We start from the raw sequence: 12895 nt of genomic DNA on the forward strand, positions 1-12895 counted from the left end.
GAAATTTAAACGTGCGGCCTGCCCGCACAAAACTATAATAGAGAGGAATTATTTTGAAAGCGCAATCATTTCAACTTGAATAACAGGAAGGGGAAATGAGAATGGGCAAACGTATAAGCAGGTTCAGCAGAAAGTGGGCAATCACGGTATTGGGGGCAGCGCTGCTGACCGCAGGAATGCCTGGGGGAGGAACGACCGCATATGCGGGAAGGGAGGGGCTGCAGGACCATACGAACGGGGTCCAGCTGGAATATCTGGACAGAGGCCTGGTGGCGGCATCCGTGGAAGACGGGCAATTTCTGAGCTGGCGTCTGCTGGCTGATGAAGTGACGGGTTATTCGCCATCCGGCTTGACCGGGGCTAATTTCAACGTGTACCGGGATGGAGTCCAAATTGCGACCGTGATGAATAGCACCAATTATTTGGATACGGAAGGTACTTCCCAGTCTTTGTACTCGGTTGCGGCGGTTGTATATGGAGATGAGCATGAGCGGAGCGCTGCAGAGAGCGTCTATGGCATGGAACTGGAAAGAAGTGCGGAGGTTCGCCCCTGGAACGGCGCATTTTACGATCTGCCACTGCAAAAGCCGACCGATGGGGTTACTCCTGCCGGAGAAGCCTACACATACTCTGCCAACGACATGAGTGTGGGCGATACCGACGGGGATGGACAATATGAGTTTTTCGTAAAATGGGACCCCTCCAATTCCAAGGATGTGTCACAAAAAGGCTACACCGGCAACACTTACATTGATGCCTATAGACTGGATGGAACCTTAAAATACAGGATCGATCTCGGAGTAAACATCCGTTCCGGCGCGCACTATACGCAGATGCTGGTTTATGATTTTGACGGGGACGGACGGGCGGAGCTTATGTTAAAATCGGCGCCCGGCACCAAAGTCATCACCTACGATAAAAAAGGGAGACCTGGCAAGGAGCGGTACATTACGATGCCGCGTGAGGACATCCGGGCAGGTTACAGTCATAAGGATGATTACCGGATGAGCAGCGCCGATTATTATGAGCACGTTGTGGACATGTTCATGAACTGGCACCGGCATGAGGAGGTCCGAAACGGGCATTGGCCGGCGACGCTGGAGGAATGCTTCGGCATCGGGCAGCGGTATGAATATCCGCTGTCCCGTGCGGATGCAGAGGAGCTTGCGGACTATTTTATGGATGAATACGCGCCTGCCCGCAGCAGCCGTAACGATCTGCGCACCTTTGAAGGTTTTATTGTTGACGGACCCGAGTATTTAACGGTCTTTGACGGGGATAGCGGGAAAGAGCTGGATACTGTGCGGTATGAGCCGGAACGGCATGATGACGGGCTGATGTGGGGAGATTACGCCATGGCCCGGATTGAACCAGGCAACCGGGTGGACCGTTTTCTCGCAGGGGTCGCTTATCTGGACGGGGTACATCCGTCAGCTGTATTGGCGCGAGGCTATTACACACGCTCGACCATTGCAGCCTACCAGTGGGATGGCGAGCAGCTGCGGAAGCAGTGGCTGGCGGACAGCGGCTGGACGGTCATGAGCAATCCGTTCAATGACAGCCCGCATGGCAGGGATGGCACCGATCCGGAGCTCGGCGCACTGACGACCCAGGGGGCGCATTCCTTGAGCGTGGCGGATGTTGATCAGGACGGCAGGGATGAAATCGTCTATGGCTCGTCCACTCTGGATAATGACGGCAGTCTGCTGTACAGCTCCATGGATGAGATGCCTGAGCAGAGCGCCGTGCCGGGTACGGTCGCCCGTCTGGGGCACGGGGACGCGCTGCATGTCACGGATATTGACCCTGATCGGCCGGGACAGGAGATTTTCATGGTCCATGAAGGCGGCACCTACGCTCCTTACGGCTATTCCCTGCGTGATGCGGCCACCGGTGAGGTCATTTATGGCGGATACACCGGCAAGGATACGGGACGCGGCATGGTAGGAGATATCGAGCCGGAGCACAGGGGGCTGGAGACATGGGCCGTCGGCCTGTGGACGGCGGACGGCGAACAGCTCAACGGAAGCATGCCCGGCACCAATATGAACATCAAATGGGCCGCGGATATGACGACGCAAATTGTGAACGGGGCCATTGACGTCACGCCGGTGATTGAAGACTGGAAACGCGGCGTTCTGCTGACAGCCGATGAAACCTTGACCAACAATTATACCAAAGGCACACCATCGCTTGTTGCGGATATTTTCGGGGATTGGAGAGAAGAAATGTTTGTCCGCAAGGCGGACAGCTCGGCAATCCGGATTTATCTAAGCACGGAAGTAACGGACCGCAAGCTGTACACGCTTATGCATGATCCGCAGTACCGGACCGGGGTAGCACGGCAAAATACGGCCTACAACCAGCCGTCATATACCAGCTTTTATTTCGCTTCAGACACGGATTGGGCGGATGTGCCGGTTCCTGTCTTCCATGCGCCCGCCGCGCTGAACGGTCTGCAATCCGTATTTGAACAGTACCGTGCGGCCAAAGAAGTAAAAGGCGACCTCGCTTCCCGTCTGAACAGCACTCTGAAGCAGGCGCAAAAACAATTGGAGCAAGGGAATACAGGCAAGGCTGCAAGTTTGATGGAGAAGTTCATTTCTCAAATAAGCGGGAACAAAAAAGAGGAGCAGATTTCGCAGCGGGCTGCATGGACTCTCACCCGGTATGCTCAGCTGTTTATTGGACAAAATGAGAAGTGATGTGAAGCTATCATTTTACGAAACTTTTCGGTCAAAAGATAAACCGCCCCCGTAAAGGGCGGTTTAATGCAGTCAAGGCACCAGTTCATGCAGCATAATATTCATAATTGCAATCAGATAAGTTATTCAAAACTATACTTTGCAAGTATTTCCCCCCAAGGAGCTGGTCCCACTTCTCTAAAGCCTGATTTTGTGTATAGCGCTCTGGCTTCTTCATTATCTGGATTGTAGCCAAGCATTATAACCTCAGTTCTGTTATTGCTTTTTCTTATCTCATCAATAACCAGCAGCATAGCTTTATAACCATGGCCTTGTCCTTGGAATCTTTCGTCAATCATAAAACGGTAAATCCAGTAATTCCCATCCTCAGGATCGGGTCCATACATTGTAAATCCAATCATTACATCATCATTGTAAATCGCCTTTGTTACAAATCCTTCTAAAAATTGCGCCTCTGCAATCGAATAAAGATTTGCAGCCATAAACCTTTCTTGTTCCGGTTTCGGTTTAAGATAGGCACATTCTTCCCAATTACTCTTGGATATGGTTTGTAATGTAATCAATACTGGACTCCTCCTTGTATTCAGGAGAACCCTGTACGTGCTCCCCTACTTGGTAGACTTTTTCGGCATAGCATCAATTTGACATCTGTAATTTCTCATACCACATCACTCCTTCAAGAAGATGCATCAATTTCGTTCGTCATCTTTTTGTGAACTTTGAACCGAGGAGTTCCCGTTAATATTAAACTACTTGCACCTACGATGGTAGTGAATTTCAGATATAACTAAAGCCTTCCGCAAACGTCTTTTCGGATGGTTATGGCGGATATTGACATTTTTGATATAGTAGCGCCTCAACAGGCTGCTTTGACAGCCTTTGATTAAAGCAAATTTTGAAAGAATCGGGAATAACAAGTCTTTACACTATCATCCGGGCGGGTGTATGATTCAAATCGTAATTTGATTTTTTTTATATGATGATTTTGCTTTTATCGCTGAATTTCCGCACAGAGCGGAAAATGGGGGAACCAAAGCGGCCGACTGATTCCGGCAGAAGAGGCGGAACAGTTATGGCTTGCAGGGGTGAATCGCGGAGGAGATTCCAAGGTCTCGGCCGCGTAGGGCGACTCTCTCGCCCGAATCCGACAGCTAACCTCATAAGCGTACAGGGAGAGGCAGCAAACCGACTAATATCCAGTCCGTGTTTTATTGGCATATGGACCTTGGGAGAGAAGCCGCGGGAAGCTACTTGGACGCCCTGGCTTCTTTTTTTATTTTGCTGCCCGAATATCGAGGAGGATCTGAATGCAAACCGAGACCATTCTCGTTGTTGCTCCTAACAACGACGGCCGAAAATTTGTAAAGCTGTTGCAGCATCACCATTTGCCCTTTGCGGTTCTGACGAACAGCACCGCAGAAGAGAAGCATTTTGAGAAGCAGGGGGTGGAGCAAATTGTTCGGATCGATACGTCCATGACGGAGAAGTGGGTCATTCCCAAAATGACGGTAGGCTGTATTTTCATATTTGAGAGCAGTCTCAATCTTACCTGCCGCTATCTGCAAATCTGCAGGTCATGGACAGAACGGGAGATTCATGTCATTACCCGGCAGCTGATGCATCCAAGAGGCGTGTACCAGCGGATGGGCGCGGACCATGTGATTTATACCAAGACAGGAGAAGTCGGCTTTATCTTGAAAGGACTTAGAGATGGATGCCGGTAATATGTTTGTTACAATGTACGTATTAAAGGATGCAGACTAAGCGGCGGGAGTCGCTAAAGCTCAGGCTGAACGGCGGACCGTGCTAATCGGAGGGGGATATGGCATTCATATTTGTATTTCTGAAGAAGTATCGACTCGCCTCATTTATCGCTATTTTTATGATGCTGGTGGAGCTGTCGGTTGAACTGCTTCAGCCGTGGATCATTTCCAGAATCATCGATGATGGCATTCGGACGGGCAATCTGCAGACTGTCTGGCTGTGGGGCGGCATTCTTGTGGCAGGAGCAGCCGTCGCATTTGCCGCCGGGATCATTGGCACGTTTTATGCGTCACACGCCAGCCAGGGATTTGCTTATGATTTGCGGAGCAGGCTTTATGTGACGGTACAGTCTTTTTCTTATGCGCTGTTCAGCCGGTTCGCGGCCTCGTCGCTGATTACCCGCCTTACTGGCGATGTATCGCAGCTCCAGGATACCATTTTCATGAGCTTGCGCTTTATGTCCCGTGTGCCGCTGCTTGTTCTGGGCAGTGTCATCATGTCGCTCGTGGTTAACGTCAAACTAGGGGGGCTTCTGACAGTTACCGTTCCTGTGCTGCTGGTGTTTCTTTACCTTGTAATGAAGAAAGCCTCGGCTTTGTTCCGCAGCGTACAGCGCCGGCTGGACAGCGTAAACGGCTCTATTCAGGAAAATCTGACCGCGATCCGGCTGATTCGGGTATTTGTGCGCATGGGGCATGAAATCGGGCGTTTCTCCCGTCTTAGCGGAGAATTGATGAAGGGCACCGTTCGTGCGCTGCGGTTGACGGAAACGACGATGCCGTTTATTTTGCTGCTGATGAACCTGGCCATCATAGCGGTGCTGTGGAACGGAAGGGCGGATATTGCCACTGGAGAGGTCTCAGTCGGCGAAGTTGTTGCAGTTGTCAATTATGCGCTGAGGACGATCGGCGCCTTGTCGGCCCTGTCCTGGATTGTGGTTACCTATTCCCGTGCGGGAGCATCGGCGCAGCGAATCGGTGAACTGCTTGCAGCGACAGACAACATGTTGAAATATGTGGAAGGCACGTGCGAGAGGAAGCCTGTTCAAGGACAGGTGGAGTTTCGCAACGTTGGGTTCCGTTACCCGGACGGCAGCGCCCCGGTTCTGGCGGATATTTCATTCCGGGTGCGTCCGGGCGAGCGGGTGGCAATCATGGGGGCGACCGGTTCGGGCAAGTCTTCGCTCGTTCAGCTCATACCCAGGCTGTATGAGGAGACGGAAGGTGTCGTATTGATCGATGGCACGGACGCGAAGCAGCTTGATGTGAGGCAGCTAAGGGATGCCACTGGTTACGTGCCGCAGGAGGTGATACTGTTCTCGGGAACGATCCGTGAAAATATCGCCTGGGGGGATGAGCGTGCCACGCTGGACGATATCCGTGCAGCGGCACGGCAGGCGCAGCTTCATGAGACGATCGAAGGCCTGCCGAATGGTTACGATACGGTTCTGGGCCAGCGTGGGATCAATCTGTCCGGGGGGCAGAAGCAGCGGCTCTCCATTGCCCGTGCGCTCGTACGCAAGCCGTCCATTCTGATACTGGACGACAGCACCAGCGCGCTTGACGTGAAGACCGAAGCGGCTTTGCTGGCCGAATTGGAGGCTCTCTCGTGCACGACGTTCCTGATTACACAGAAAATCAACTCGACGATCTCTGCGGACCTGATTCTACTGCTGGATGAAGGCCGCCTCATTGCGAAGGGAACACATGAGGAATTGCTTTCCGGTTCAGAATTATACCGGCGTATTTATCAGTCCCAATTCGGAGAGGAGGCACTTCAGCATGCTCAAGGCATTCACTGAACCATTCCGGTATCCAAGGCCTGCATCGGCTCAGCAGCCAGGCGCCCGTGGCGGCCGGAAACCTGCGGCCAAAGCGAAGAACTGGTCCGGCACATTACAGCGGGTATGGCATTACCTTGCCCGCCGCAAATTCAAATTGGCGCTTGTTCTGCTGATGGTCTTGCTCAGTTCCGGTCTGGCGCTGCTGGGGCCTTATCTCGTGGGCGTGGCCATAGATCATTATCTGGAAGGAGGGCTAAACCGGACATGGATCTGGTTCCTGGCCGGATTGGCTGTCGTGTATGCCCTGTACTCACTGACCGTCTGGCTGCAAAATATCTGGATGATCGAGGTGGCGCAGGAGACGGTGTACCGGATGCGCCTCGATTTGTTTGCTCACCTGCACAGGCTGCCGATCCCGTTCTTCGGCAAGCGCCAGCAGGGAGAAATTATGAGCCGCTTGACCAACGACATTGAGAACGTCAGCTCCACGCTGAACAGCTCGGCCATCCAAATTTTCTCCAGCGTGCTGACGCTCGCGGGAACGGTGATTGTGATGCTGTCCCTAAGCCCAGTGCTAACGCTGCTGACTTTTACGGTTGTGCCGCTGATGGCTCTTGGCATGCGCTGGATTACACGCAGGACGGGGCCGCTCTTTAAGGAAAGGCAGCGGAGATTGGGGGAGCTGAACGGCTTTATCGAGGAAACGCTGTCCGGGCAGCGTATTGTTAAGGCCTTTTCCCAGGAGCAGCGGGTAATTGGTGAATTCAGCACCCGTAATGACAGCATCCGGCTTGCAGGCTTCTGGGCTCAGACAATATCCGGCTTTATTCCAAAGCTGATGAACGGACTGAACAACCTGAGCTTTGCCATAGTTGCGGGCTTTGGCGGCATTTTGGCCATCCGCGGCTCCATTACCGTGGGTGTCATTATTATTTTTGTGGAATATGCGCGCCAGTTCACCCGTCCGCTGAACGATTTAGCCAACCAGTGGAACACGCTGTTGTCTGCTATTGCCGGAGCCGAACGGGTCTTTGAGGTATTGGATGAGAATGAGGAAGCCGGGGATGAGGGCGCATCCGCATCGCTCGACCGGCTTGAGGGCGAGGTTTGCTTTCGTAACGTCTCGTTCTCGTATGAGGAAGACGGAAATACGCTGACAGAGATCACCTTCACGGCACACCCCGGAGAAACGATTGCCCTGGTTGGCCCGACCGGCGCAGGCAAAACGACGCTGATTCAGCTGCTGTCCAGATTTTACAATCCCTCCTCGGGAATCATAACGATGGACGGAAGGGATATCACAACCATCCGGCGTGAGAGTCTCAGATCCCATATGGCCTTCGTGCTGCAGGATACCTTTCTGTTTGCGGGCACGATCCGTGAAAATATCCGCTACGGCAGGCTGAATGCCACCGATGAGGAGGTGGAAACGGCAGCCAAACTAGCCAATGCCCACTCCTTTATCATGCGTTTGCCGGACGGTTATGATAAGAAGCTCGAAACGGGGGGCAGCGGCATCAGCCAGGGGCAGAAGCAATTGCTCGCGATTGCCCGCGCCATGCTTGCAGACCCGGCGATCCTGATCCTCGACGAAGCGACCAGCAGCATTGATACGGTCACTGAGGTTAAAATTCAGGAGGGGCTGAACAGGCTGATGAAAGGGCGTACAAGTTTTGTCATTGCTCACCGACTGAACACCATTCACCGGGCGGACCGTATTCTGGTGCTCAAGGATGGAAGGCTGCTTGAGCAGGGCTCCCACGAAGAGCTGCTGACCAAGGATGGCTTCTACGCCAGTCTGGTTAAATAGGTTGTTCAAAAAGTCATCTTTTGATCACGAAGGAAGTCAGGAAGCAGACTCGACATCGAATCTTGAATTCAGCCGGTGTATGAATTTTCAGGCCGTCAAATTTTTGCACGGCCTTGTTTGCTGCACTTATTCGCTTAACAAAGAATTGCTGCTGCCCTCTGTTTTTGAGTATTTCAGTTTCTAAAGATTTGTTCAGAATCCGTTCAGAACTGCATGTTACTTTGAAATGTAAAAAAGACATTATTACATCCAAAGGAATGATTGAGATGAGTGAACGGAGGCAGCAGACAGCCGAAAGTCATCCGGATTCCATGGATCATCACCTGATCCAGATCACTTCATTGCATCGACAGCTCAGATTTGTAAAAGACGGTGAATTGAAAAAACAAATGAATTTCGCCGGACGAAGCATAGAGGCAGGGCCAGGCAACGTTCAGCAAAAATACAGGGTGTTTGCTGCAGCGAAGGAAGCGGTCAAACGGGTAACGGGACTTGAACTGCATGAGCTTCAGATGACGGCAGGCTGGTGGATGACCGAGGGGAAAATTATTCAAATGGCATCCAGCGAAGAAAGACTGCTCGCCTCGGTACTGACATGCGCATGGCGTGCCCTGCAGGGACGCGGGGTGCATATGATGTCAACGGACAATCAGTCCTCCTGGAGGGATTATAATGTGTTATATCCGGTGTACACCCTGCTTGGTCTCACTGCGGGCTGCAATCTTGCAGGCGCTTCGATTGAACAGAAGCAGCAGGCTTATCTCACGGATATAACCTTTGGTGATTTCAGAGAGTTTGCAGCAGATTATTTGCACGATCATCTGACCATGAATGCCGCTGAGCGTATGCAGACGTTCAACGCCTGCACGGTCATTGACAACGCAGAGCAGGTGCTGGTTCATCATCTTTTGACCCCGATCACTCTTTCGGAGCAGAGCGGAGCGGCGGGGCAGACAGCCGCAGGCGCACATGCCGAAATAACGGTGCATCATTACATGCAGCAGTACGAGAGCATTGCAGGGATGATCGACCGGGTTACCGGAAAAGATGTCCTTTTACGGAAAGCGTATGGTCTGGACACGGTTATTTTGCCTGCTTCAGATTTGAGGAAAAGGTCCGTAGCGGAGGAAGTCATCAGATATCGCCGGGAGAAGGCTTCCTTCAAAGCCAGCGGAACGGATGGGCAGCCGACGTCCGGTTCCGCGGAAAGTCTGAGAACAGCGGGTTTGAAATGTTTGGTGAAAAGGGATTCCCACGGAGAAAAGACGCTCAGCCGGGAAATAATCGGACAGCCGGGGACTGCCGAAGAACGGCGCAAGCTGATATTGCAGCCTGATGGAGCACGCTTGGAAGAGGAATGGCTGTATGTTATGGAAAAGGAACGGATTGTGCATACCCACCGGCAGCTTGTGTATGAGCGGCGTGACCAAATGTGGGAGAAGGCCAATATCAAGCATGTAATGAATACCCACGTGTCTGCAACGATCATGGAAACGGATGCTGCATATCGGGAAAAAATGCGGGGCTGGCTGTTCACAATCGGCCAGGACACATTGGAAGAGGGCCATCCGCTGCTGCAGGGGAATACTTTGGACGGTGAGCAGCTTCAGCAGGCATGGGCGGATATATGGCAAAGTCTGCTGAGGCGTCCGGCGATGAGCAAACATCTCCTGAGCTGGAGCCATAAATATATATGTCTGCTGGATAAGCACTGGGCCCGGTATATGGATGGCGTGAAGGAGCTGCGGCTGCAGGCCGGGAATGGTGAAAGCCTCAAGGAAACGATGATTCAAGCTTATCATGAGGCATGCTCCGATCTGTTCCTGCGAATTAAAGCCGGATGGAGAACCGATTTCACGGACTGGTTTTTGGGCGAAGCGCTGCTTGCCTTTGCGGCCGGAAAACAGGAACAGTCATTATCCGGCTCAGGAGCTACTTAGACGTTGGCATTGACTCAAATCATAAAATAGTCTGAATTCCTTGGAAAAAGGAATTCAGACTATTTTATTTTCATCTCTCTTCTCATCATTGAACTTATGGATTCTTACTTTTTTTCTGAACTTTCCAATACTTCCTCTAATCTTGATTCTCGATATTTCTGGAACCGTTTATAGGTATTCTGTATGACAGTATCGATCAATGAATCCACTTGATTTAGATAAGGGAAGGGAGCATTTGAAAGGTAGTTTGATGGAAGGTGATTTAATGATAATTTAATACTCCTAAAATTGGGTTGCGATAAGATCAAGTTTGATTAGATGGATTTATTTTATGTATGATATAATTCATATATGTAAGAAATATCAAGGAGTTGATCTGTGTGGATCATGTTGTTAAATCAGAAAGCGAAATTCGCACAAGATATCAAATAACAATACCCGAGGAGATAAGAACGAGGGCTAAACTTAATATTGGCGATTCATTACTCTGGCAGTACGATGAAATAAGTCAGGAGATCATTGTTATGCCAAAACCAAAATCTTTCTCAGACAAACTGTGGGGACTTGGCAAAGACATCTGGGAACAGGAATCAGCAGATGGTTACATTCGCAAGGAGCGTGCTGAATGGTAACGTCTAATACTCTCCGTGGTAATAAGAAAATTGCGTTAGATACTAACCTATTCATTTATGTTTTTGAGCAACATCCTGAATTTGGTGAGAAAGCTAAAGCGATTTTGGAGCAGATAGAAGATGGATTTGTTGCAGCAGTGGCTTCTTCTGTCTCTCTCACCGAGATCTTAGTTAAACCAATACGTGAAGGAAATCTGACTCTGGAAAAGCAATACAAATTGCTTTTTTTCCACTTCCCCAACCTCACCATCTTACCGATAGATAACATGGTCGCCGAGCAAGCTGCCTATCTTCGAGGAAAGTACAATATTAAAACACCGGATGCATTGATCGTCGCCACGGGACTGGTAGCCAATGCGGATTTGTTTATAACGAATGATCAACGACTCGAAATGATCAAAGAAATAAAATGCATATCATTGAGCCAGCTGTAATTTAAGTGGAATGACACTTGGAAAATAAAGCGGAATACCATTAAGCTAACGGGTAGAAGAATTCAATAAGAAAGCTCCCAATCGGCAAATGAGGATTTCCATTCAAGCCGATTAGGAGCTTATTGTTCATTCACTATTCCGCAGCCTCCTCTCGACGAATCTATCCTATCATGTTAATATAATAGTCTGATAACGTGGTAGCGGACTAAAGCGACTGCCTGCATCAGCGGGTGCTTTTGCATTCCGGGGATCAATACGGAGGGGATTTTAAATGAGAAAAACAGCACTTCTAGTTATTATAGGGTCGATTTTGCTGGTCCTGGCCGGGTGCTCGGGCACAGGCGGCAAGGATGGGAATACCCTGGTGGTGGGGATTGATGACAAATTCGCCCCCATGGGCTTCAGAGATGAAAACAATAACATTGTTGGCTTTGATATCGATTACGCCAAGGCGGCTGCGGAGAAAATGGGCAAAGAGGTCCAATTTCAGCCAATCGACTGGTCTTCCAAGGAATCGGAGCTGAACAGCGGACGGATTGATTTGATCTGGAACGGTTACACCATTACAGATGAGCGCAAGGAGAAGGTGCTTTTCACGAAGCCGTATCTTTCCAATAGCCAGGTTGCTGTCGTTCTTGCCGATTCGCCGCTGGCCAAGCTGGAGGATTTGAACGGCAAAGCCGTCGGTCTTCAATCCCTGTCCTCTGCAGCGGATGCGCTGAATGCCAGCCCGCTCAAGGATCAGGTCAAGTCGGTTGCAGAATTCAAGGATAACGTGCTTGCGCTGACGGATCTCAAGACAGGCCGTCTGGACGCCGTCATTATTGACGAGGTTGTGGCCAGATATTATATGGCCAAGGAGAAGGGCGTATTCAAAATTGTAGATGGCACACTGGCTCCTGAAGAATATGGGGTTGGGGTCAAAAAAGGAAATGAAGAGCTGCTCAAGCAGCTGCAGACGGCCATGGACGAGCTGAATGCGGACGGAACGGCTGCGAAGCTGTCCGAAAAGTGGTTTGGAGAAGACAAGGTGTTGAAGTAAGAGGGATACCTTGTGCCACAGCTGCTTGTTAAAAATTTGCTGGAAAACCGGAAAATTATCTTCCGGTTTTCTTTACTTGGAGCCAAACAAAGGGCACCGTTCGTTAAGGGAGTCGAATAGATACAATGGAAACCGATTATATTTTGAGAATTACACAGCCGCTGCTGCAAGGGGCCTGGACGACAGTATACACCTTCCTGATCGTTATTGTGCTGTCCATACCGCTGGGCTTTCTTGCCACACTAATGGCCAACAGCCGTATCAAGGTACTGTCGGGGGCGGCGCATTCTTTTATCTATGTCATGAGAGGCACGCCGCTGCTGCTGCAGGTGCTGTTCTTTTGCTTCGGGCTGCCGCAGCTTCCCGTGGTTGGCGAATATCTTGTGCTGGATCGTTTTGTGGCCGCATGCCTCGCCTTTGTGCTGAACTATGCTGCTTATTATGCGGAAATTTTCAGAGGCGGGCTGCTTTCTATCGATAAAGGTCAATATGAGGCGGCCCAGGTGCTTGGATTAAGCCGGCTGCAAACGATGACGAAAGTGCTTATCCCCCAGATGATCAGGGTTACGCTGCCGGCGATGGCCAATGAATCGATCACGCTGGTTAAGGATACGGCGCTGCTCTATGCTGTGGCCGTTCCCGAACTGCTGTATTATGCGCAAGCCGCGGTGAACCGTGATTTTACCATTACGCCGTTTTTTGCGGCAGGTGTGATTTATTTATTGATGACGCTGCTGCTTACGCTCTTGTTCAGAGCGCTGGAAAGAAGATTCAAATTCGAATAA

Annotated in this window: 10 protein-coding genes and 1 riboswitch; of the genes, 9 read left to right on the forward strand and 1 reads right to left on the reverse strand. The window is 50.7% G+C overall.

What is annotated here, in order from left to right; translation table 11 throughout:
• The first annotated feature begins 101 nt into the window (after nt 1-101).
• Nucleotides 102-2705, forward strand: coding sequence for a rhamnogalacturonan lyase (locus ACE5KN_RS04480; protein ID WP_375523404.1), 2604 nt, complete (start codon nt 102-104; stop codon nt 2703-2705).
• Nucleotides 2706-2827: 122 nt separating this feature from the next.
• Here ACE5KN_RS04480 and ACE5KN_RS04485 read toward each other — a convergent pair whose 3' ends face one another.
• A complete protein-coding gene (locus ACE5KN_RS04485) occupies nt 2828-3268 on the reverse strand; it encodes a GNAT family N-acetyltransferase (protein WP_375523403.1) in 441 nt (146 codons plus the stop codon).
• A gap of 422 nt (nt 3269-3690) precedes the next feature.
• A riboswitch (cyclic di-AMP (ydaO/yuaA leader) is annotated at nt 3691-3885 on the forward strand.
• Nucleotides 3886-4012: 127 nt separating this feature from the next.
• Between ACE5KN_RS04485 and ACE5KN_RS04490 the strand changes: the two genes are divergently transcribed.
• The 8 genes from ACE5KN_RS04490 (at nt 4013) to ACE5KN_RS04525 (ending at nt 12895) form a co-directional block, all read left to right on the forward strand.
• Nucleotides 4013-4429: a hypothetical protein gene (locus ACE5KN_RS04490; RefSeq protein WP_375523402.1), complete on the forward strand. Its 417-nt coding sequence runs from the start codon at nt 4013-4015 to the stop codon at nt 4427-4429.
• Between the two features lie 98 nt (nt 4430-4527).
• A complete protein-coding gene (locus ACE5KN_RS04495) occupies nt 4528-6270 on the forward strand; it encodes an ABC transporter ATP-binding protein (protein ID WP_375523401.1) in 1743 nt (580 codons plus the stop codon).
• Nucleotides 6251-8062 carry an ABC transporter ATP-binding protein gene (locus ACE5KN_RS04500; protein WP_375523400.1) on the forward strand — a complete coding sequence of 604 codons (1812 nt, stop codon included), beginning with the start codon at nt 6251-6253 and terminating at the stop codon, nt 8060-8062. The genes ACE5KN_RS04495 and ACE5KN_RS04500 overlap by 20 nt, the downstream gene beginning before the upstream one ends.
• Before the next feature lie 266 nt (nt 8063-8328).
• On the forward strand, nt 8329-10002 hold the full coding sequence (locus tag ACE5KN_RS04505; RefSeq protein ID WP_375523399.1) for a DEAD/DEAH box helicase family protein: 1674 nt from the start codon (nt 8329-8331) through the stop codon (nt 10000-10002).
• A 380-nt stretch (nt 10003-10382) separates the two neighbouring features.
• The gene (locus tag ACE5KN_RS04510; RefSeq protein ID WP_375523398.1) at nt 10383-10634 is read left to right on the forward strand and encodes an AbrB/MazE/SpoVT family DNA-binding domain-containing protein; all 252 of its coding nucleotides are present in this window, start codon (nt 10383-10385) and stop codon (nt 10632-10634) included.
• The gene (locus ACE5KN_RS04515; protein WP_375523397.1) at nt 10628-11068 is read left to right on the forward strand and encodes a type II toxin-antitoxin system VapC family toxin; all 441 of its coding nucleotides are present in this window, start codon (nt 10628-10630) and stop codon (nt 11066-11068) included. Before ACE5KN_RS04510 ends, ACE5KN_RS04515 begins: the two co-directional genes overlap by 7 nt.
• 271 nt (nt 11069-11339) lie before the next feature.
• Nucleotides 11340-12110: an amino acid ABC transporter substrate-binding protein gene (locus ACE5KN_RS04520; RefSeq protein WP_375523396.1), complete on the forward strand. Its 771-nt coding sequence runs from the start codon at nt 11340-11342 to the stop codon at nt 12108-12110.
• A 125-nt stretch (nt 12111-12235) separates the two neighbouring features.
• Nucleotides 12236-12895 carry an amino acid ABC transporter permease gene (locus ACE5KN_RS04525; RefSeq protein ID WP_375523395.1) on the forward strand — a complete coding sequence of 220 codons (660 nt, stop codon included), beginning with the start codon at nt 12236-12238 and terminating at the stop codon, nt 12893-12895.

The organism is Paenibacillus terreus (genome assembly GCF_042138595.1).
Classification (GTDB): Bacteria; Bacillota; Bacilli; order Paenibacillales; family Paenibacillaceae; genus Paenibacillus; species Paenibacillus terreus.